This is a genomic window from Corallococcus sp. bb12-1 (assembly GCF_026626765.1).
Classification (GTDB): Bacteria; Myxococcota; Myxococcia; order Myxococcales; family Myxococcaceae; genus Corallococcus; species Corallococcus terminator.
Map to the genome: position 1 here is coordinate 316,218 of NZ_JAPNJZ010000028.1, position 18,920 is coordinate 335,137.

The 18,920-nt window shown below is 69.7% G+C and carries 22 protein-coding genes; 8 read left to right on the forward strand and 14 right to left on the reverse strand.

From position 1 onward, the window contains the following. Nucleotides 1-2: 2 nt before the first annotated feature. On the reverse strand, nt 3-284 hold the full coding sequence (locus OV208_RS35165; RefSeq protein WP_267578302.1) for a hypothetical protein: 282 nt from the start codon (nt 282-284) through the stop codon (nt 3-5). Nucleotides 285-376: 92 nt separating this feature from the next. Between OV208_RS35165 and OV208_RS35170 the strand changes: the two genes are divergently transcribed. Continuing rightward, nucleotides 377-679, forward strand: coding sequence for a hypothetical protein (locus OV208_RS35170; RefSeq protein ID WP_267578303.1), 303 nt, complete (start codon nt 377-379; stop codon nt 677-679). Between the two features lie 32 nt (nt 680-711). Here OV208_RS35170 and OV208_RS35175 read toward each other — a convergent pair whose 3' ends face one another. From OV208_RS35175 to OV208_RS35185, 3 genes are all read right to left on the reverse strand, one after another. After that, the gene (locus tag OV208_RS35175; RefSeq protein WP_267578304.1) at nt 712-1,110 is read right to left on the reverse strand and encodes a hypothetical protein; all 399 of its coding nucleotides are present in this window, start codon (nt 1,108-1,110) and stop codon (nt 712-714) included. A gap of 190 nt (nt 1,111-1,300) precedes the next feature. Then, entirely contained in the window at nt 1,301-1,540 is a 240-nt protein-coding gene (locus OV208_RS35180; RefSeq protein ID WP_043322549.1) for a GIY-YIG nuclease family protein, read from the reverse strand. Between the two features lie 73 nt (nt 1,541-1,613). Then, on the reverse strand, nt 1,614-1,931 hold the full coding sequence (locus OV208_RS35185; RefSeq protein WP_267578305.1) for a CBS domain-containing protein: 318 nt from the start codon (nt 1,929-1,931) through the stop codon (nt 1,614-1,616). 151 nt (nt 1,932-2,082) lie between these two features. Between OV208_RS35185 and OV208_RS35190 the strand changes: the two genes are divergently transcribed. The 4 genes from OV208_RS35190 to pdxA all read left to right on the forward strand — a co-directional run bounded on the left by OV208_RS35190 (nt 2,083) and on the right by pdxA (nt 6,350). Further along, on the forward strand, nt 2,083-3,102 hold the full coding sequence (locus OV208_RS35190) for an alpha/beta fold hydrolase (protein WP_120544375.1): 1,020 nt from the start codon (nt 2,083-2,085) through the stop codon (nt 3,100-3,102). A gap of 167 nt (nt 3,103-3,269) precedes the next feature. Next, nucleotides 3,270-4,271, forward strand: coding sequence for a peptidylprolyl isomerase (locus OV208_RS35195; RefSeq protein ID WP_267578306.1), 1,002 nt, complete (start codon nt 3,270-3,272; stop codon nt 4,269-4,271). A 61-nt stretch (nt 4,272-4,332) separates the two neighbouring features. Next, nucleotides 4,333-5,304 (forward strand): peptidylprolyl isomerase, encoded by a 972-nt coding sequence (locus OV208_RS35200; RefSeq protein WP_267578307.1) that lies wholly within the window; start codon nt 4,333-4,335, stop codon nt 5,302-5,304. Further along, nucleotides 5,301-6,350, forward strand: coding sequence for a 4-hydroxythreonine-4-phosphate dehydrogenase PdxA (gene pdxA / locus OV208_RS35205; RefSeq protein WP_267578308.1), 1,050 nt, complete (start codon nt 5,301-5,303; stop codon nt 6,348-6,350). Before OV208_RS35200 ends, pdxA begins: the two co-directional genes overlap by 4 nt. Here pdxA and OV208_RS35210 read toward each other — a convergent pair. From OV208_RS35210 to OV208_RS35225, 4 genes are all read right to left on the reverse strand, one after another. After that, nucleotides 6,274-6,606: a (2Fe-2S) ferredoxin domain-containing protein gene (locus tag OV208_RS35210; protein WP_267578309.1), complete on the reverse strand. Its 333-nt coding sequence runs from the start codon at nt 6,604-6,606 to the stop codon at nt 6,274-6,276. The genes pdxA and OV208_RS35210 overlap by 77 nt on opposite strands. 45 nt (nt 6,607-6,651) lie before the next feature. Further along, complete coding sequence (locus tag OV208_RS35215; protein WP_267578310.1) at nt 6,652-8,208, reverse strand: AgmX/PglI C-terminal domain-containing protein; 1,557 nt, start codon at nt 8,206-8,208, stop codon at nt 6,652-6,654. Between the two features lie 214 nt (nt 8,209-8,422). Next, a complete protein-coding gene (locus tag OV208_RS35220; RefSeq protein WP_267578311.1) occupies nt 8,423-9,511 on the reverse strand; it encodes an aldo/keto reductase in 1,089 nt (362 codons plus the stop codon). Between the two features lie 151 nt (nt 9,512-9,662). Beyond that, the gene (locus OV208_RS35225) at nt 9,663-10,271 is read right to left on the reverse strand and encodes a RedB protein (protein WP_267578312.1); all 609 of its coding nucleotides are present in this window, start codon (nt 10,269-10,271) and stop codon (nt 9,663-9,665) included. 177 nt (nt 10,272-10,448) lie between these two features. Between OV208_RS35225 and OV208_RS35230 the strand changes: the two genes are divergently transcribed. Together OV208_RS35230 and OV208_RS35235 are read left to right on the forward strand one after the other, a co-directional pair. Next, a complete protein-coding gene (locus OV208_RS35230) occupies nt 10,449-11,345 on the forward strand; it encodes a YncE family protein (RefSeq protein ID WP_267578313.1) in 897 nt (298 codons plus the stop codon). Further along, a complete protein-coding gene (locus OV208_RS35235) occupies nt 11,342-12,475 on the forward strand; it encodes a hypothetical protein (RefSeq protein WP_267578314.1) in 1,134 nt (377 codons plus the stop codon). Before OV208_RS35230 ends, OV208_RS35235 begins: the two co-directional genes overlap by 4 nt. A gap of 7 nt (nt 12,476-12,482) precedes the next feature. On the opposite strand, the gene OV208_RS35240 is transcribed toward OV208_RS35235, so the two are convergent. The 6 genes from OV208_RS35240 to OV208_RS35265 form a co-directional block, all read right to left on the reverse strand. Next, the gene (locus tag OV208_RS35240; RefSeq protein WP_267578315.1) at nt 12,483-12,818 is read right to left on the reverse strand and encodes an HPF/RaiA family ribosome-associated protein; all 336 of its coding nucleotides are present in this window, start codon (nt 12,816-12,818) and stop codon (nt 12,483-12,485) included. A 251-nt stretch (nt 12,819-13,069) separates the two neighbouring features. Further along, nucleotides 13,070-13,555, reverse strand: coding sequence for an SMI1/KNR4 family protein (locus OV208_RS35245; RefSeq protein WP_267578316.1), 486 nt, complete (start codon nt 13,553-13,555; stop codon nt 13,070-13,072). After that, nucleotides 13,545-13,985, reverse strand: coding sequence for a hypothetical protein (locus tag OV208_RS35250; protein WP_267578317.1), 441 nt, complete (start codon nt 13,983-13,985; stop codon nt 13,545-13,547). The genes OV208_RS35245 and OV208_RS35250 overlap by 11 nt, the downstream gene beginning before the upstream one ends. A gap of 350 nt (nt 13,986-14,335) precedes the next feature. Further along, nucleotides 14,336-15,358 carry a zinc-dependent alcohol dehydrogenase family protein gene (locus tag OV208_RS35255; protein WP_267578318.1) on the reverse strand — a complete coding sequence of 341 codons (1,023 nt, stop codon included), beginning with the start codon at nt 15,356-15,358 and terminating at the stop codon, nt 14,336-14,338. A 52-nt stretch (nt 15,359-15,410) separates the two neighbouring features. Next, a complete protein-coding gene (locus OV208_RS35260; RefSeq protein WP_267578319.1) occupies nt 15,411-16,262 on the reverse strand; it encodes a GIN domain-containing protein in 852 nt (283 codons plus the stop codon). A 33-nt stretch (nt 16,263-16,295) separates the two neighbouring features. After that, entirely contained in the window at nt 16,296-17,750 is a 1,455-nt protein-coding gene (locus OV208_RS35265; RefSeq protein WP_267578320.1) for a hypothetical protein, read from the reverse strand. A gap of 339 nt (nt 17,751-18,089) precedes the next feature. Between OV208_RS35265 and OV208_RS35270 the strand changes: the two genes are divergently transcribed. Beyond that, the gene (locus tag OV208_RS35270; RefSeq protein WP_267578321.1) at nt 18,090-18,911 is read left to right on the forward strand and encodes an aldo/keto reductase; all 822 of its coding nucleotides are present in this window, start codon (nt 18,090-18,092) and stop codon (nt 18,909-18,911) included. Nucleotides 18,912-18,920 lie beyond the last annotated feature (9 nt).

Sequence of the window (18,920 nt, forward strand, 5' to 3'; positions counted from 1 at the left end):
CGCTAGAAGCCGGGAGGCGGGGTGCGCGCCGCCACCGCCGCGAGCCCGTGGGCGCCCATGCCCAGGAACACCGCCGTCAGCACCGTGCTGGCCAGGAAGCCGGCGACGATGAGGTTCTTGCGCGGGTGCTCGAACTGGCTGAAAGCGTACACGAGCATGTAGCAGGGGATGAGCAGCACCATCACCCCCGTGCCCACGCTGCGGCGGAAGGCGTGGATCAACAGGGTGACCGCGCACGCGAGCGAGACGACCCCGAACAGGATGGCGAGTGGCAGGAGCGGCACGCCCCCTCCCTTAGCATGCCTTCGCCCCTTTCGCGGCGGGCGGACGCATACTAAGGACGGCCCGCCGCCCACCCGCCGAGGAGGTCCCTCCCATGGCCCTGTTCAAGACATTCCTCATCTTCATCCTGGCCGGCACCCTGCTGGGCACCCTCGTCGCGTCGCTGACGGCCCCCTCGTACATCGAGTGGAACAACAGCACGCCGCTCGCCGCCCAGACCATGTGCAACCTGCCGGAGGTGGTGCGCAGCGTGACGGCGTCGCTGATGCACTCGCAGTTGATGGGCGCGGCCATCGGTTCGGGCGTGGGCCTGGTGGCGGCCATCGTCGTCGCCCTCCGGAGCCGCTCGAAGCAGCGGCCCGGCTCCCCGCCCCCTACCGCGACCGTCGCCGGTTAGCCCGACGCTCGGCCCACCTCCCCGGCAGGCACCTATTGCTTGGGGATGGAGTAGATGTCCGGCGACTGGCCCAGGAGCACGCCCCCGTTGCCGTCCTTCACCTCCACGAAGAGGCGGAAGGCCTGTTTCGGGTCCTCGGGCGGCGGCGGCACCGTCCAGGTGGGCGTGGCCACCGTGGTGCTGCTGAACGCTCCAGGCGGGTTCGTGGGCGACTGCGACCAGAGAAAGAAGATTTCGTCCTCGTCCTTGTCCGTCACTTCGAGCTGGAGCTGGATCTGCGTCCCCTCCTCGAACTTCAGGCCGCCCGGTGTTGAAGGCGAACCCAGGGGCCGGGGCCCCGCCGTGATGACGGGCTGGTGGTTGGGCGCGTAGCACCCCAAGCCCCCCAATCCCAACGCAAGCAAGACGAACACGGAGCGCGACCTGAGCATGGACTTCCTCCCTGCAAGGAACGCCTACACCCTAATTCGAGCCCTCACGCGCCGTACACCCACCCGGGAGCCCCAGGCGGATCATCACTGCAGGATGAAACCGCCGGAAACACCTCGGCCCCTGTCGCGCGGACCGCATCCCGTCTCGGATTTAAAATCCGCCCGCCCAACAAGGCGACCGGGCGCGCGTTTAGCGCCGCCCGGGGCGCCGCGCGAAGAGCCGGAGCTTGTCCGCGCGCGTGAGCCGCTTGATGGCGGCCTCCCGGCGCAGGGCGGCGCTCCGGTCCTGGGCGGGCTCGCTCCACACCAGCGTCACCGGCAGACGGGCCCGCGTGTACGCCGCACCCTTGCCGCGCCCATGCGTGGCCAACCGGCGCTCCAGGTTGTTGGTGGCGCCCGTGTAGAGCGTGCCGTCGCGACAGCGCAGCATGTACACGGACCAGGCGGCGGGGGCGGCTTCGGACACGACGCCCCACTCTACTTCCGCCCTGGACCCCGACCCTTCAGAAAAGCTTCGGCCTCCGCGTGGAGCGGGCAGCCAGGCGAGCCTCATGGATGGGCCGCCTCCCATTGCTCCTCAACTGCGTCTTGCGCACGCGCGCCATCACATCCGACACCTGCGCCAGCGGATCCGCCCCCCAGGCGGCCAAGAGCTGTGTTTCGTGCACCACGCCCACCAGACCGCCCCCAGCCCCCACCACCCCCACCAACCTCACCCGGTGCCGTTCCATCACCTTCAAGGCACCCAGGAGGGTATCTGTGGGAAAAACTGTGGCAATGAAGGTCGACACCGCTTCCTTGAAACCCCGGCCCTGCCCCATTTCTGCGACCTCCCAGCGAATACCTCGTACCTCCTGCAACTGCCCTGCCGTCGCATGAAAGTCCCTGTGCGACACGGCGGCATCGTCTGGCGGTCGGGCGTAGACTGAAGACGTGACATCACGACAGGCAGCGGCACCCCGGTTGAGCCGGATGGCGGACCTCTTCACGCGAGCAGTCGAGCGCGGCAAGGAGGGGTTGCTGACACTGAGCTTCAAGCCGGATGAGCTCTACCGGGTGCCCACGGACGACGGGGCCGCCATCGCGCTGGGGCGCTACCACCCGCGCGGCGAGCGCCGGTACGCGGAGCCCGTCATCCTGTGCCACGGGCTGGGAGCCAACCGCTTCCACATGGACTTCAACGAGCAGTACAGCCTGGCGCGCTATCTGGCGCGGGCGGGGTTCGAGACCTGGGTCATCGAGCTGCGCGGCCGGGGGCTCGCCGGGGCGTGCGCGGACTGGAATTTTGATGATCAGGCGGAACACGACGTGAGAACCGCTTTGCGCACGGTGATGTCCACCGGCGCCCAGCAGGTCCTCTGGGTGGGCCACTCCAAGGGCGGCCTGATGCTCTACGCCCACCTGGCGAAGAACCCCCAGGCGCCGGTGAAGGCGGGCGTGGCCCTGGGCGCGCCGTTCACCTTCGCGGTGCAGCCGGGCCTGCGCGCCTTCGTGCAGCGGGTGGAGCCGCTGCTCAAGCTGAAGGTCATCCCCACCCGCCGCGTCACCAGCATCGCCTTCTTCGGGGCGCCTCCGGGGCCGCTCACCCGGTACATGATGCTGGCGGAGAACATGGATCCGCAGGTGGTGCGCTGGGCGCTGGCCAACGTGCCGGCGGACATCGCCGGGGGCGTGGGGCGGCAGTTCGCCCGGTGGATCATCTCCAGCAAGTTCACCTCCTATGACGGCGAGTTCGACTACCGCGAGCCGTTGGCCGGGGTGCGCATCCCCTTCCTGTTGATCGCCGGCAGCCGGGACCTGCTCGCGCCGCCGCTGGCGGTGGCCCGGGCGAAGGAGCACCTGGGCGGGCCGGTGAAGATGCTGGTCGCCGGAAAGGGCCACGGCTTCGCGGAGGACTACGGCCACGCGGACCTGGTGCTGGGCCGCAAGGCGCCGGACGAAATCTTCCCCCAGGTGGAGGCCTTCCTGACGTCCAACGCCACGAAGCTCTAGGGCCCCTCCCCGTGGGTTGTCGGGGCCCCGACGCCGTGCTACCCGGAAGGCCGTCCCATGGGCCCATCCGTTCGCTTCCCATCCCGGCCATGACGTCCCGCTTGAAAGCCCCGCGGCCCGGCACCACCGTGGAAGGTCCCCCGCTGTCCCTCCCGAGGCCTCCGCGCATGCGTCCTGCTTTCCTCCGCGCCTCCCTGCTGTCCTGGTCCGCCGCCCTGGTTCTCGGGGTGGGCGTGCTGGGCTCCGCCGGCTGCCGTCCGCCGACGCAGGAGGGCCCGGACCCCGCGGTGGTGGCCACCGTGAACGGCGAGTCGCTCAGCCGCACGGACTTCGAACAGGAGCTGGGCCGGGAGCTGGCCACCACGGAAGGGCCTGAACCCACGCCTGAAGAGGTGGAGCCCTTCAAGCGCGCGCTCGTGGACACGCTGGTGAAGCGGATGCTGCTGCTCCAGGCGGCCAAGCAGAACAACATCGCGGTGACGCCCGAAGAGGTGGACCGGGGCGTGCTGCGGCTGTCGGGCGACTACCCGGCCGGCAACTTCAACGAGGTGCTCGCCCAGGGGCAGTTGTCCATGGCGGAGCTGCGCGCGCGGGAAGCGAGCCGGCTCACCATCGAGAAGCTCTTCACCCACCACGTCTATTCGCGCGTGGCGGTGACGGAGGAGGAGCTGCGCGCGTACTACGCGGCGCACGAGGCGGACTTCCAGGAGCCGGAGGAGGTCCACGCGGCGCAGATGGTGGTGAAGGGCCTGGACGAGGCGCGGCGGCTCCAGGTGCAGCTCAAGTCCGGCAAGAAGTTCTCCGACCTGGCGCGGCGCTATTCGCTCAGCGCGGACGCCAAGGTGGGCGGGGACCTGGGCTTCTTCCCCCGGGGACAGATGCCGCCGGCCTTCGACGAGGTGGTATTCAAGCTGGGGGTGGGGCAGGTTTCGGACGTGGTGTCCACGGAGTACGGCTACCACCTGTTCAAGGTGCTGGAGCGCAGGGCGGCGAGGAAGCGGGAGCTGGTGGAGGTGCGCTCGAAGGTGGAGGCCCGCCTGCTGGAGACCAAGCGGGCGGAAGCGCAGGAGGCCTTCGAGAAGGACCTGCGTGAGAAGGCGCAGGTGGTGGTGAACGAGGCCACGCTGCAGACCATCCGCGGGCGGCCGGCGCCGCAAGCGGCGAAGTGAAGGACTTTTCCGGGGGCCTGCTGGTTGGCCGTCCCGGGGTTTCGTGGAGAGGGTCGTTGCGATGAAGAACCTGGTGGCGTTCCTGGCGGCGGTGATGCTCCTGGCGGGCGGTACGTCCGCGCGCGCGGAGCTGGTGGACAAGGTGGCGGCGGTGGTGAACCGCGATGTCATCGCGCTGTCGGAAGTGCAGTTGCGCGCCGCGCCGGAGCTTCAGCGCATCAACTCGGAAGTCGACGCGCGCAAGCGCACCGAGGCCCGCGCGCAGCTCATGAAGAGCGCGCTGGACACGCTCATCGGCGAGAAGCTGATGGAGACGGAGGTGCAGCAGTTGGGCATCACCACCACGGACGCGGAAGTCGAAGAGCTGGTGCAGGACGTGCTCAAGCAGAACAACGTCCCGGACATGAAGCAGTTCGAACAGATGCTCATCAACGAGGGCTACACGCTCGCCAGCTACAAGGACATGCTGCGCAAGCGCGTCGTGCGCGACAAGCTCCTGCGCATGAAGGTGGGCCCCAAGGTGAAGGTCACCGAGGAGGACCTCAAGGCCGCGTACACCCAGTACACGCGCATGGAGAGCGAGGACGTGGAGGTGCACGCCCGCCACATCCTGGTGCAGGTGGACGCCAAGGCCACGCCGGAGCAGGTGGCCGCCGCGAAGCAGAAGGCGGAAGGCATCGCGAAGGAGGCCCGCCGTGAGGGCATGGACTTCTCCGCCCTGGCGAGAGCCCGCAGCGAGGGCCCCAGCGCGGCGGACGGCGGTGACCTGGGCTACTTCAAGCGCGGCGTGATGGTGCCCGCGTTCGAGAAGGCCGCCTTCAACCTCAAGCAGGGCGACGTGAGCGAGCCCATCCGCACCAACTTCGGCTGGCACATCCTGAAGGTGGAGGAGCGCCGCAACGTCGCGGTGGCCTCCTTCGACGAGATGAAGCCCAAGTTGGAGTCCAAGCTCCTCTCCGAGAAGACGGAGAAGTTCCTGGAGCAGTACGTCCAGGAGCTGCGCTCCAAGGCCAACGTCGAAGTGAAGATGTGAAGCGCACCCCGGTGGCCACGACGCCCGCGCTGCCTCGCGTGGGCATCTCCCTGGGGGACGTGTCGGGCATCGGGCCGGAGGTGACGGCCCTGGCGCTGGCTCGCCCCGCGGTGCGCCGCGCGCTGGTGCCGGTGGTGTTCGGGGACGGGCCCACGCTGGAGGGCTTCCCCCTCTTCCGCCGCTTCCCTCGCGTGTCCCTGGAGGAGCTGGGGCGCACGACGGGGCCGGCGGTGGTGGAGGTGACGCGGCTTCAGGAGAAGCACCGCGTGCCGGGCAAGCCTTCACGCGAGGGTGGCAAGGCGCAGTACGCGTACGTGCGGGCCGCCATCGACGCGATGCGCGCGGGCTCGGTGGACGCGCTGTGCACCGCGCCCGTTTCGAAGGAGGAGATTTCGCGCGCGGGCATCCCCTTCATGGGCCACACGGAGGTGCTGGCGGACGCGTTCGGCGTGGACGTGTTGATGATGATGGACGGGCCGCGCGTGCGCATCGCGCTGGCGACGAACCACGTCCCCATCTCCGCGCTGCCGAAGCTCTTGACGGTCGAGAAGCTGGTGGCGCAGCTCCAGTTGCTGTCGCGCAGCCTGGAGCCGGTGGTGGGCCACAAGCCGCGCATCGCCGTGCTGGGCCTCAACCCGCATGCGGGCGAGGGCGGCATGCTGGGACGTGAAGAGGTGGAGGTGATTGGTCCCGCCATCCGCCGCGCTCGCTCCAAGCGGGTGGATGCGTACGGGCCCATTCCCGCGGATGGCCTGTTCGCTCGGCCCGACGAGGTGGGCGCGAAGTACGACGTGGTGCTGGCCATGTACCACGACCAGGGACTCATCCCGGCCAAGGCGCTGGACTTCGAGCGCACGGTGAACGTGACGCTGGGACTGCCGGTGCCGCGCACGTCACCGGACCACGGCACCGCCTATGCCATTGCCGGCACGGGCACCGCGAGCTGCGTGCCCATGATGGAAGCGCTGCTCAAGGCCGCCCGGCTTTCGCGCGGACCTGGAGCAGGTGCTTCGCCAGGTCCTCGCCGTCCGCCAGCGGGTCGATGAGCTTCGCGTGCGTCCCCTTCGCCGTGGCGTCGGGGACGACGAGCGTGGTGACCAGCCCCGTGGGGCAGTGACCCAGACAGGACGCGGGGATGAGCTGGACCTGCCCCGCGAGCCCGTGTGTCTTCAGCGCTTCGCGCACGCGGCGAGGAAGGTCCGTCCCACCCGCCTCCACCGGCAGGCGCATCAGGCACCGGTGGCACAGGTGCACCTCGATGGGGTCTGGACCCTCCGGCACCGGAGGCGCGCGCTTCGTCATGACCCGGAGAGGATAAACGCCTCCGGGACGCGGTGCCCGCCGTTCCTAGAAGACGAAGGGGAAGCGCACGGGGGCGTCCATGGCCACGCGGTGCACGGGGAATTTCCAGCCGCGCACCCGGTCCTCGATGCAGCCGGCGAGCGGCGAGCCGCGCAGGGACTCGGTCTCCATGGCCACGCCGGACACGCTGCCGGCGGTGTCCACCGACCAGCGAACCTGGAATCGGCCGCCGTTCTCCAGGGCCGTGCCGGCCTTGAAGTTCTGGACGCAGGCGGCGATGGACGGCTGGTTCGTGAGGACGACCGCGCTCACGTCGGAGGGAGACAGGCGCTCCGGGCCGTCGGCGCTGGGGGCCGGCGGGATGTAGACGGTCTTCTCCGGGGCCTGCTTCGATACCTGGGCCTGGGCGGACTCCGCCTCTTCGGTGAAGCCCATCTCGCGCGCGAAGTCCTCGTCGAACTCCGAGCCCGGCGGCGCGGCTTCCTCGGCCTCGGCGGCGGCAGCCAGACGGGCCTGCTCGATTTCCTCGGCGGTGATTTCACGGCCGAAGGACAGCTCGCGCACCTCGCCCGTGTCCTCCGGCTCCTCGAGCGTGGCGGCACGCTGGGCCACGGGGGCCTTCTTCTTCGTCACTGGAGCGGACGCCGTGGGCGCCTGGATGTCCGGGGCCAGCGTGTGCAGGCCGGTGGTGAGGCCCACGTTCGCCGGGCCCGCGAACACGGGCCCGTTCGGCGTGAGGGACTGCGCGGCGCGCTGGGCTTCCGTCAGCGCGGACGTGCCCACCGTGTTGGAGACCGACGCGGCGGCCTGCTGGAAGTCACCCGCCGGCTGCCAGCCCGACGAGCCCGAGCCACCGTAGAAGCCCTGGGTGCCCATGACGCCCTGCGAATTCGTGGTGGCCTGAGGGGCCGCGCCCTGACGCGAACCCGCCACCTGCGCGGACTGCGCTTGCGACGGCGCCTGGGCGCTGAACACCGGCTGATCATTTCCCGAGGTCAGTCTCACACCCGCGACGACGAGCAGGCCCGCGGCGAGCGCGCCCATCGCCACGGCGCTGACGAAGGAGAAGGGATTCATCCCCAGGATGCGCGTCGACACGTCGGCGATGGCCGGCGGCGGAGCCTCGGGGGCTGGCGCTTCGTAGGGCACCCACGGCTGCGGCGAATAGGCCGCGGCCGGAGAGTCAGGCGAGGCCCAGACATGGGCTTGAGGAGCGTTGTCCCACGACGAGGCTTTATCGGAGGACGGCGACTCCTCGGCGCGCAGCCACTCCGGGATGACGAAGTTCGCGGCCTCGTCCGACAGCGACATCGGGACTTCCGTGTCGTCGTTGGAGGACTGCGGCAGCGACTCCAGCCAGGACTCTTCCGTGGAGGCCAGGTCGAGCAGCGCGCGCATGGAGCCGGTCGCGGCGACTTCCTGCACATCCTCGTCGATGTCGATGTCCTGGCAGGGACCGGAGAAGAGCGCGCGATCCAGGCACGCATCCAGCTCCGCGTCGAAGCTTTCGGAGTCGTGGGAGAAGCCCGCACCGCCCGAGGAAACCGGCGTGCCGAGACCCTGCGCACGCGACAGCCCATCACCCGTCAGAAGCTCGCTCATGCCACCCTCCCGCCGCCCTTACCGCGCCAGACCACCAACCCACCCGACCGCCAGGGGGCCGATACTAGGAACGGCTCCCATTCGCGCCACCGCGAGCGTCATGTCCTGAACGCTCCGGCCGCCGTTTTCCCGTTGGCATGGGCTGAAACGTACGGCCCCGCACTCCACGGTGTGGGCCCCTGGACGGATGGGGCCCGGGTTTCCACCGCGTGGATCAGTAGCGCGGGACGCTGCCGGCCTTGGGCTTCAGGCTGCTCGGCGGGGCCTGAACGCCGTTCACGCTCAAGCCCGGGTGCATGAAGGACGATGCGTTCTCCAGGAAGGCCGCCGGGAAGTTCAGCGTGGGCTTGGAGATGTCATCCAGCGCCTTCATCTGTTCAGGCGTGAGCTTCAGGTCCAGCGCGCCCAGGTTGTTGTCCAGTTGCTCCAGCGTGCGCGCGCCCAGGATGGTGGACGCCACGCCCGGACGGTTCTGCACCCAGGCCAGCGCCACGCGCGCCACCGTGGAGTCCTGCTCCTTCGCCACGCGCTGGAGCAGGTCGATGAGGTCGTAGGTCTTGTCGTTGAGCGAGCTCTCCGCCCACGCGCCCCGGTCCGCCTTCTGCTTGCCCGCGTTCTGGCGCGTGTACTTGCCGCTGAGCGCCCCGCTGCGCAGCGGCGACCACGGCGTCACGCCCAGCCCCAGCTCCAGCGCCATGGGGATGAGCTCGCCCTCCACCGTGCGCTCCAGCAGCGAGTACTCGATTTGCAGCGCCACCAGCGGCGCCCAGCCCCGGAAGGATGCCGTCATCTGCGCCTGCGCCACCTTCCACGCGGGCGTGTCGGAGAAGCCCACGTAGCGGACCTTGCCCGAACGCACGAGGTCATCCAGCGAGCGCATCGTCTCCTCGATGGGCGTGTTCGCGTCCCAGGCGTGCATCCAGTACAGGTCGATGTAGTCCGTCTGGAGCCGGCGCAGCGACTCCTCGCACGCGGCCATCACCGACTTGCGGTTCGCGCCGCCGCCGTTCGGATCCTTCTCGAAGAGGTTGCCGAAGAACTTGGTGGCGATGACCACCCGGTCGCGCTTCGCGGGGTCCTTTCCCAGGTGGTCCCCGATGATCTTCTCCGAGTGGCCGAACGTGTACACGTTCGCCGTGTCGATGAAGTTGCCGCCCCGCTCGATGAAGCGGTCCATGATGGCGTTGGACGTCTGCACGCTGCTGCCCCACCCCAGGTCCTCGCCGAACGTCATGGCTCCCAGGCAGAAGGGACTGACGCGCAGGCCGGAGCGGCCCAGGGTGACGTAGTGATTGAGCGACATGGAAGGGGTTCCCCCGCGTAGAAAGTGGCACGGATGAAGGCGCGCGGAGCCAATCCCAGACGCCCCACCGCGCCAACGGCCCTGGCCTCCGGACGTCCAACGCGGAACAACGTCTGTCCTGAATCCGCCTTCCGCAAGACATCCGCGCGCTTCAGCGGGCCGCGGAGGTCGGTGGGTCCTCCAGCGCGCAGCCATACACAGGCGTTTCGCCGCCCGCACCGCCTTCACGCAGCACCCGCTCCAACGCCATGCGCCCCGGGCTGTCCCCTGCGTGCCCCCGCGCCACGGTGAGGCCTCCACTGAAGCGCAGGTGGCCTTCCGCGCCGTAGAGCACCACGTGTCCGGAGGTCGTCGCGCCGAAGCGCTTCGCCTCCACGCCGCCCGGATCCTTCAGCACCGTGACGCCGGGGATGCGCGCGGCGGCGCGCCACAGCTCGCCCTGCTCCCAACCGTCCTCCAGTCCCTCCGGACGCAGGAACAGGACGAACGCATCCGCGCGCCCGCCCGCGTGCACCATCAGCGCTTCGAGCTCCGCGACGCTGGCGCGCGTGCAGGGACACTTCGGGTGCGCGAGCATCACCAGCACGGGTCGCCCCGCCTGACGCGTCAGCCGCGTCCCTTCCGGCCACCGCTCCACCATCGCCTGCGCGTCCCCAGGCGTGAGCGAGTACCGCGCCAGCGTCACGAGCCCGAAGCCGATGCCGCCCAGCCACAGCGCGCCCGCGAGCACGAGCCATCCCCGGGAGGAAGGAGTCTTCATGCGAGGTGTCTCCAGGAAGGGGTCGACGCTACCGGCTTCCGCCCCGGCACTGGCAGGTCCCCTCCCCGCGGTCCCGGCAAGTGTCCGCTTCCCGCGCGCACCACCGCCCGTGAGGGTCCACCTCCGACATGGGCCTGTCACTCGGCAGACCGTCCGTTCCGCGATAAAGGAGCGTCCATGCGAATCCTCTTCCCTGCCCTGCTGGGCATGACGCTGGCCGCCGTGGGTTGCTCCTCCTCCCAAGAAGTGGTGACTCCGGATGAGGAGCTCGTGGAGCGGGGCCCGAAGACCATCGCCGTGGATGGCGACCCCAACGGCCTGTGGTGGGACGCGGAGAGCGCGACGCTCTTCATGGCGGACGACGAGAACAACCGCGTGCTGCGCTACCGTGATGGCGAGGGCATCTCGCTGGTCGCGAACCTTCCCGTCACCTCCGCCGACAGTCCGGGCCTGGGCGCGCTGGCGCGGCTCACGGACGGCACGCTGGTGGTGGTGCGCTTCGGCGGTGGCACCGCGGGCGACATCGTCTACGTCCGGCCAGATGGCAGCTCCGCGGTGGTGCCCAACCTTCCGCCCGAGCGCCGCCGCATCGGTATCACCGTCACGAAGGACGGACAGCTGCTGGACGGCTACTTCGTGCGCAACAACAACGTGAACGTGGGCAGCGTGGCCCGGCTCACCCTGGAAGGCACCGAGCAGGAAGTGGTGGGTGCGCTCGTGAAGCCCGTGGGCGTGCTCGCGGTGGACGACACGCTGTACATCTCGGATCAGATCGCCGGGAAGGTGTACCGCTCGCCGCTGTCCAATCCGTCGCAGCTCGTGCCCTTCGCCACGCTGTCCAGCCCGGACCTGCTGGCCCAGGGCCCCGGGGACACGCTGCTCACCGGCAGCCGGGACGGCACCGTGCTGAGCATCCGCCCGTCGGGCGAGGTGAGCGTGCTGGCCGGTGGCTTCCAGCAGCCGCACGGCATCGCCTACGACGCGAAGAACAAGCGCATCTTCGTCGCGGACCATGACGGCGACCCGACCAACGGCACCACCCACACCCTGCGCATCCTGCCCATCGCGGAATGAACCGCCCGCTCACGCTCGTCTCCCTCGTCCTCCTGTCCGCGTCGGGTGCCCGCGCGCAGGGGCCGCGCATCACGCCCACGCTCGTGGGCGAGGTGGACTACCGCGTCCACGCGGACGACATCGAAGGCCATGACGGCTTCGCGCTCGCGCGCCTGCGGATGGGGGCGCGGGGTGAGCCGGTGCCGTGGCTCGTCGCCGTGGGCACCGCGGAGTGGGCGCAGGAGAAGCCCGCGCTGCTCGACGCGTACATCGACCTGCTCATCATCACCGGCCTGCGCCTGTCCATCGGCTACGCGAAGACGCCGCTGTTCCCCGCCGGGCGCGACCAGAGCATCGAAACGCTGCCCATCCCGGAGCTGCCCCTGGTGACGCAGGCGTTCTGGGCCCGGCGTGACCTGGGCCTGGAGGCGCAGTGGACGCCCGCGTCGCTGCCCCTGGAGGGATGGCTGCGCTTGGGCAATGGCTCCGGCAGCCCGCTGGGCAACGACAACGCTTCGCCTTCCGTGGACGCGCGGCTGGATGTGCATCACAGCGGCGTGCGCCTGGGCGCGGGCGTGCACGTGGAGGACGCGTTCGACCGGCCCGGCATCGGTGGGCGGCTGCCGCAGAACTTCCTCTTCTACCGACCGCCGCCGGTGTCCGGCTATCGCACCGTGACGGAGGCGCATGGCCGGCTGGACGCGGGGCCCGTGCGCGTGGACGTGCAGGCGGCGGCCGCGTGGGAGCACCGCTCGCGGGACACGGATGGAAATCCGGCCACGCCGCGCGAATCGCTGCCCACGATGAGCAGCCAGGGTCTGGGCGTGGAGGCGTCCTGGGTGGTGCGCGGCCAGCCTCGTAAAGGCAACCAGTGGCCCGAGGCGCTCGCGGGCGTGGGCTCCGAGGGCATCCCTTCCGGTTCGCTGGAAGTAGCCGCGCGCATGGAGCGGCTGTGGCTGGGACGCGGCGCGGAGGACGTGCAGCCCGGTGGCGCGACGGGCGGCGCGTTGAGCTTCCGCTGGTGGGTCACCGGCTTCCTGGGCGTGGGCGTCGCGGGCTACGTGAACCACTACGACACCCCGCCCGTGGAAGAGCCCACGCGGGACTGGACGTACCTGGCGCTGCTGCGCACCACGGTCAGCCTGCACTGAAATCCCGTCAGCGGTGGTGCGCGTGCTGTCGGTCCGCGTGGTGCTGGAGCTGGCGCCGCGCGGCCTCGAAGGCGTCGGTGACGGCCTGGTACGCGTCCGCGTGGGTCGTGGGTTCGGCGGGTTCGCGATCCGCGATGATGTCCCGGCCGGGCACATGCAGCTCCACGCGGACGTGGAAGTGATGGCCCTGCGCGTGGTGGCGGTGGGGTTCCTCCACCACGACGTTGCAGCCGGTGATGCCCTCGAAGAACTGCTCCAGCTTGTCGGCCTGCTCGCGGATGTGCTCGCTCAGGGTGTCGCTCGTCTCCATGCCCCGGTAGGTGATTCGCAGTGCGCGCTTCATCGTCCGCCTCGGGTGGGGGCTCCGTGTCCGGAGCCGGTGTGTGCACGGAGTTCAGTGCATACGTCCAGCCAACGCGCGTCCGCAGGGAGCCGCCGCATGAGCGCCGGGGCAGGATGGGACGTGCGCGCGTGCACACGGGGCACAATGCCTCACGGCGACCCGTGCTTGAGCTTCAACGTGCGACGGTGAAGCGACCCCGCCCATGGGTATGGGGGTCCAAGCAGGAGCGCGCAGCAAGGGTGTCGCATCAGCTACTCCTCGCCCCGGAGCCAGAACCAAGATTCGTTGGAGTTGAGCGCGCCTTCGAGGAACCCAGAGAAGGAATCAGCAATCTGCCGGTTGTAGGCCGGATCCGGGAACGCTTCGCGATAGCCGTCACGGATGGGGTATCGGCCACCGGCCTGCTGGCTCACGTCGAGAAAGATGTAGTTGGTGTCCTGGACCTCGCAGACCGCGTACCAGGACGCGGGGCCGGCCTTGTCCGTGTCGTTCTTGAGCAGGACCACGCGCGCACGGCGAACCTTCGCCAACGGATAGAAGGAGAATGCAGGGTCTATCCGGTCGAACAGATCCGCGCCGTCACAGTGCAGATAGAAGGCGCGGAGGTCGGGGTCCAGTCGCCACCCCACCCTTTGCTCGAACGCTTCGATTTGTGCCTCGGTCGCGGGCGGGTTGGGAAAGTGGAGGCGTGACACCTCCTCCAGCAACGCGGTCATCGGCACGGAACTATTCGCCATAGGGGTGATCCACTCCGGGAGTCGTCCACGGGGGCTCATTCGCGTAGCACTGGTTATAGGGCCCAAGCAGGTCCTCGTGGAGGTCCTGCGGGAACGGGAGGATGTTGTCCCATTCGGTGGGATTGCCACCGTGCTGGAGGTCCCGGATGTGGTGGCCCTGGTAGGGCTTCCCGTTGGCTTCGGTCGGCCATGCCCCGAAGCGCTCGGCCCACTGCTCCCGGAACCCCTTTCGGGGGTTCTTCCAACGGCCGCGAGCGGCTTCGTTCTGGATCGGGCTCAGCGTCGAGTAGTTGCAGCAACACTGCGTCATCCCGAACCGGCTTCCCGCCCGAACCATCGTGCCTTCGAAATCCATCTTCACGTCGGCCAGCCACATGCAGCCCTGGAGGACGTGCCCGCTCTCAGCGCACTTCTGCCGACAGTAGTTCATGATCTGTGAACTGCACTGCCAGGGGCCATAGTGGATGACGGTTCGAAACTGGCCTCCGCCGGGCACGGACACCCGGGGGCCCACCCACTTCCGGTACGAACCTGAAGTGGAGGGCAACGGCGCCTCGGCGCACGACACCTGAATCAACGGGCCTGCAAGGACCGCGATGCAACACCCGTGTCGCGCTTCGTTCTTTCTCATCCACTCCGAGACTACAGCGCGGTTCCCAAGAGTCTGCGGACGGATTCAGCTCGGAGACGGGATGGGCGCGCGGCCGGACTCCACGACCTGGGGCCCGCGCCCGGGGAACTGCACGGCGGCTTCGCGCTCCTGCTGCTTCTCCAGCAACTTCACCTGCGCGAGCCCTCGCCCGTGCCCGTCATGTCCAATACCGCCGCCCCCCGCACACGCCCTTCACGCAGCGCCTGGAGCGCCTCGTTCGCCGCGGAAAGGGGGAACACCTGCACCTCCGTGCGCACGGGCACGCGCGGCGCCAGCGCCAGGAAGTCCAGTGCGTCCGAACGCGTGAGGTTCGCCACCGAGCGCACCACCCGCTCCTCCCACAACACCGAATAGGGAAAGGAGGGAATGTCACTCATGTGGATGCCGCCGCACACCACCACGCCGCCCTTGTCCACGGCCCGCAGCGCGGCGGGCACCAGCGCGCCCACCGGGGCGAAGAGAATGGCCGCATCCAACGGCTCCGGCGGCGGCACGTCCGAACCTCCCGCCCACACCGCGCCCAGCTCCCGCGCGAACGCCTGGCCCTTCACGTCGCCCTCGCGCGTGAAGGCATACACCTTGCGCCCCTGGTAGCGGGCCACCTGGATGAGGATGTGCGCGGCGGCGCCAAAACCATACAGCCCCAGCCGGGGCCCCTCACCCGCCATGCGCAGGCTGCGAAAGCCGATGAGCCCCGCGCACATCAGCGGCGCGGCCTCCAGGTCCCGGTACGACGGCGGCAGCGGGAAGCAGAAGCGCGCATCCGCGACGGTGTACTCGGCGAAGCCCCCGTCCAGGTCGTAGCCCGTGAAGCGCGCCGTGTCGCAGAGGTTCTCCCTCCCCCAACGACAGAAGCGGCACTGCCCACAGCTCCACCCCAGCCACGGTACGCCCACGCGCATCCCGGGCACGAAGCCGCCCACCCGTTCGCCCGCCATCACCACCGTCGCCACGATTTCGTGGCCGGGCACCAGCGGCAGCTTCGGGCGGGTCAGCTCACCGTCCACCACGTGCAGGTCCGTGCGGCACACGGCGCAGGCGTGCACCTTCAACAACACCTGCTCCGGCCCGGGCTCCGGAATGGGGAGGTGCTCCTCCCTCAACGGCTGCCCGGGTGCGTGGAGCACCATCGCCCGCATGGTCCCTGGCATGACCCGCCTTCCTTCCCGCCCGCGGCCTTCGCGGGTGATGAAGACAAGGTAGTCAGTGCCAGACGACCCGACCGCTGCCGTTCACTCGCGCCTGGGTCGAGATGGCATGGCCGAAGAGGTCCACGTTCCCCGACGAGTCGACCGTGATGACCGCCCCGCCCCCGTCCACGAACGCGATGACGTTTCCCGACCCCTGCGACACGATGTCCACGTCCACCGCCCGCAGGCCCTGGGCGCTCATCCGACCGCTGCCGTCCAGCCGGGCCAGCAGCCGGTTGGTCACTCCCGTGAGCGTCATGTGGCCGGAGCCATTCGTGTTCGCGCGCACCAGCTTCGCGCTGCCGGACCATGTCAGCTCGCCCGAACCGGATTGGGTGAAGTCCACCCACTCCGCCATCCGCTCGCCGGCCGTGCACAGCTCCATGCGCCCGGAGCCACCGAGCTTCGCATCCAGGGTGTGGACCCCTCCGCAGAAGGACAGCGTGCCAGAGCCCTTCGCCACCAGCCGCACGTCATCCTGGCCCTGCTCGAACCCCTCCACCCGCAGGGTGCCGGAGCCGTCCTGGACGATGCCCACCACGCGCGGCACCTGGACCTCCACCCGCGCCTGCCCCTTGGGCGTGAACGCACCGTCCGTTTCGATGACGAGCGTCTGCCCGGCCACCACGAAGGTGCGCACGCTGGCCTGGAGGTTCGAATCGATGACGACCTTCACGTCCGCCACCTCCGCCTCCCTCACCACCACGTCCAGCGAGCCGTGGTTCTCCACGTTGATGAAGCCGGCCCCGGAGCCCACGGGACGCCCCTCCGTCACGGTGTCGCCGTTTCCCTGCATGTTCTCGGTGAAATAGCAGCCGGTCGTCAGACCCGCCGCGAGCACTGCCACCACCAGGCGCTTCCACATGGTTCCCTCCCGCTTCATGTCGATGACCTCGCGCTACAACTGCACGCCCAGGAGCACGCCGGGCCACACGCGCACGGTGGTGTTGCCCCCGTCGGAGACGCTGCGCCATTCAGGCCCGATGCCCAACTCCTCCCACCGGTCGCCGTTGTTCCAGGTGACCAGCGTGTTGCCGGTGACGCCGCCAATGAGCGCGAAGCGCTTCGCCACCTGCCACCCCGCCACCAGCCGCAGTTGCCCGAGCACATTCAGGCCATCACCGTCGCGAAAGAGGTTGTCGGCATGCACGCTGGAGCCAATGGCCTCCAGGTCGAAGAACAGACGTCCCGTCGGGATGTGCGTGCCGAAACCGAAGCCCGCGACATAGCGGCGACGGTGGGTGTTGGTGCCGGGATTGAACCCCACCGTCAGCAGCGTGTGGAAGTGCTGGCTGCCAAACTTCAACGCCACGTTCGTGTACGCGACATCACTGGCCCACAACTGCACGTTCGCCTGACCATTTCCGATGAAGCTCAACAGTCCCAGCGCCTCGCCCTGGGACTCGCGCGCCACGTTCAGCAGGCCCAGCTGCAACCCCTCCACCTTGCTCGCGATGTTGACGAGCCCCACCTGCGCGCCGGACACGTCCCCGCCCACGTTGAGCAGCGACAACTGCGCGCCCCGCATCTCCCTCGCGTAGTTCAGGCCCGTGGCGGCCTGGAGGCCGTCCATGGACGGCGCCACGTTGGCACCCACCGAGGCCTGGACGCCCTTGAGCGCCCCACCCGCGATGTTCGCGCCCACCGAGAACTGCCCGCCCACGCCGCCCGAGCCCGCGATGTTCGCGCCCACCGAGAACTGTCCGCCCGACAGCGCCCCGCCCGACACGTTGCCGCCCACCGCGAACTGCCCGGCCGCCGCCGCGCCCCGCACCACGTTGAGCCCCACCGCGGCCTGAAGCCCCTCCAGTTCGCCCGTCACCACGTTGCCGCCCACCGCGAGCTGCACGCCCGAAGCGGTACCGCGCACCACGTTGGCCCCCAGCGCAAGCTGCCCCCCAGAAAGCGACTGCCCCACCCAGTTGGCCCCCATCGACATCGCGAGCCCGTCCACCCGCTTCGCATGCGTCCCGAGCAGGCCCACCGCGAACGTCGTCACCAGCCGGCCCGTGTCCTTGCCCGCCGTGCTCACGTGCGGCATGACCATCAGCACCGCCGGGACGTGGATCTCCTCCGGCTCCGAGCGCTGCGCCACGGCGGCCTGCGCGGGCTCACCGCCCGTCGCGGCCTCCACCAGGGGCGCGGCGGACAGCACCGTGACGGGGGCCGCCACGACCGGGGCTGCCTGGGTCTCGGTACCCGAGGGCGCCTCGGAGACGGGCTTCGGATCCGCGACCACCGAGGCAGCAGCAACCTTCGCGGGCGACACCGGCGCCTGGGGCTCCTGAGCCTGGGCCACCCCTCCCGCCACCGCGACCAACACCCCAACGCACACCGCGACCTTGCGCTTCATCGCCTGGACCTTCCTGAACGGGTTCCGAATGGCACCGCCCTCCGGATGCCTCCCTCGTGGGGAGCCCGGGGCGCCGCCGTCATGTCGGGGCGTCGTCGCCCCTCGCGGACACAGGAACACCGGCCCCTTCCAGAACTGTCACCTGCCTGTCGCCGTCCCCTCGAAGCACCCGTTTCCGGCGCCCCCGGCCGCTACGCTTTGCCCATGCGCTCGTCCCGTCCCCCACACGCCCCACCGGGCCCCACCCGCCGAGACCTCCTCGTGGCGGGGATCGGCGCCGCGCTCACGCCCTCCGTCGCAGCCCTCGCCCAGACTCCCGCCACCGCCCAGGGTCCCCGCATGCTCACCCGTCCCATCCCCAGCTCGGGCGAGGCCCTGCCCGTCATCGGCCTCGGCACCTGGCAGACCTTCGACGTGGGCGGCACCCCGGCCGAACGCGCCCCGCTGGCGCAGGTCCTCCAGAAGTTCTTCGCCTCCGGTGCGCGCCTCATCGATTCGTCGCCCATGTACGGGCGCTCCGAGGCCGTGGTGGGCGACCTGTTGAAGCAGTCAGGCCAGGAGAAGACGCCCTTTCTGGCCACCAAGGTCTGGACGCGCGGTAAGGCCGAGGGCGCCGCTCAAATCCAGACCTCCCTCCAGCGCATGGGCCACGGCCGCGTGGACCTGATGCAGGTGCACAACCTGCTCGACGTGGACATCCACCTGCCCGTGCTGCGGGAGCTGAAGGCCGCGAAGAAGATCCGCTACCTCGGCGTCACCCACTACGCGCGCAGCGCCTTCGACGACCTGGAGCGCCACATCAAGAGCAGCGCCCTGGACTTCGTGCAGTTGCCCTATTCGCTCGCGATGCGCGACGCGGAGGCGCGCCTGTTGCCCGCCGCGAAGGAGCACGGGGTCGCCGTGCTCGTCATGGAGCCCTTCGACAAGGGCAACCTCTTCCGCAAGATGAAGGGCCGCCCCCTGCCCGCCTGGGCCGCGGACTTCGACTGCACCAGTTGGGCCCAGTTCTTCCTCAAGTTCATCCTGGGCCACCCCGCCGTGAACTGCCCCATCCCCGCCACCTCCGACCCCGCCCACCTGGAGGACAACGTGAAGGCGGGCCTGGGACGGCTTCCGGATGAGAAGACGCGCGCGAAGATGGTGAAGCTCTTCGACACCTGACGGTAAAGC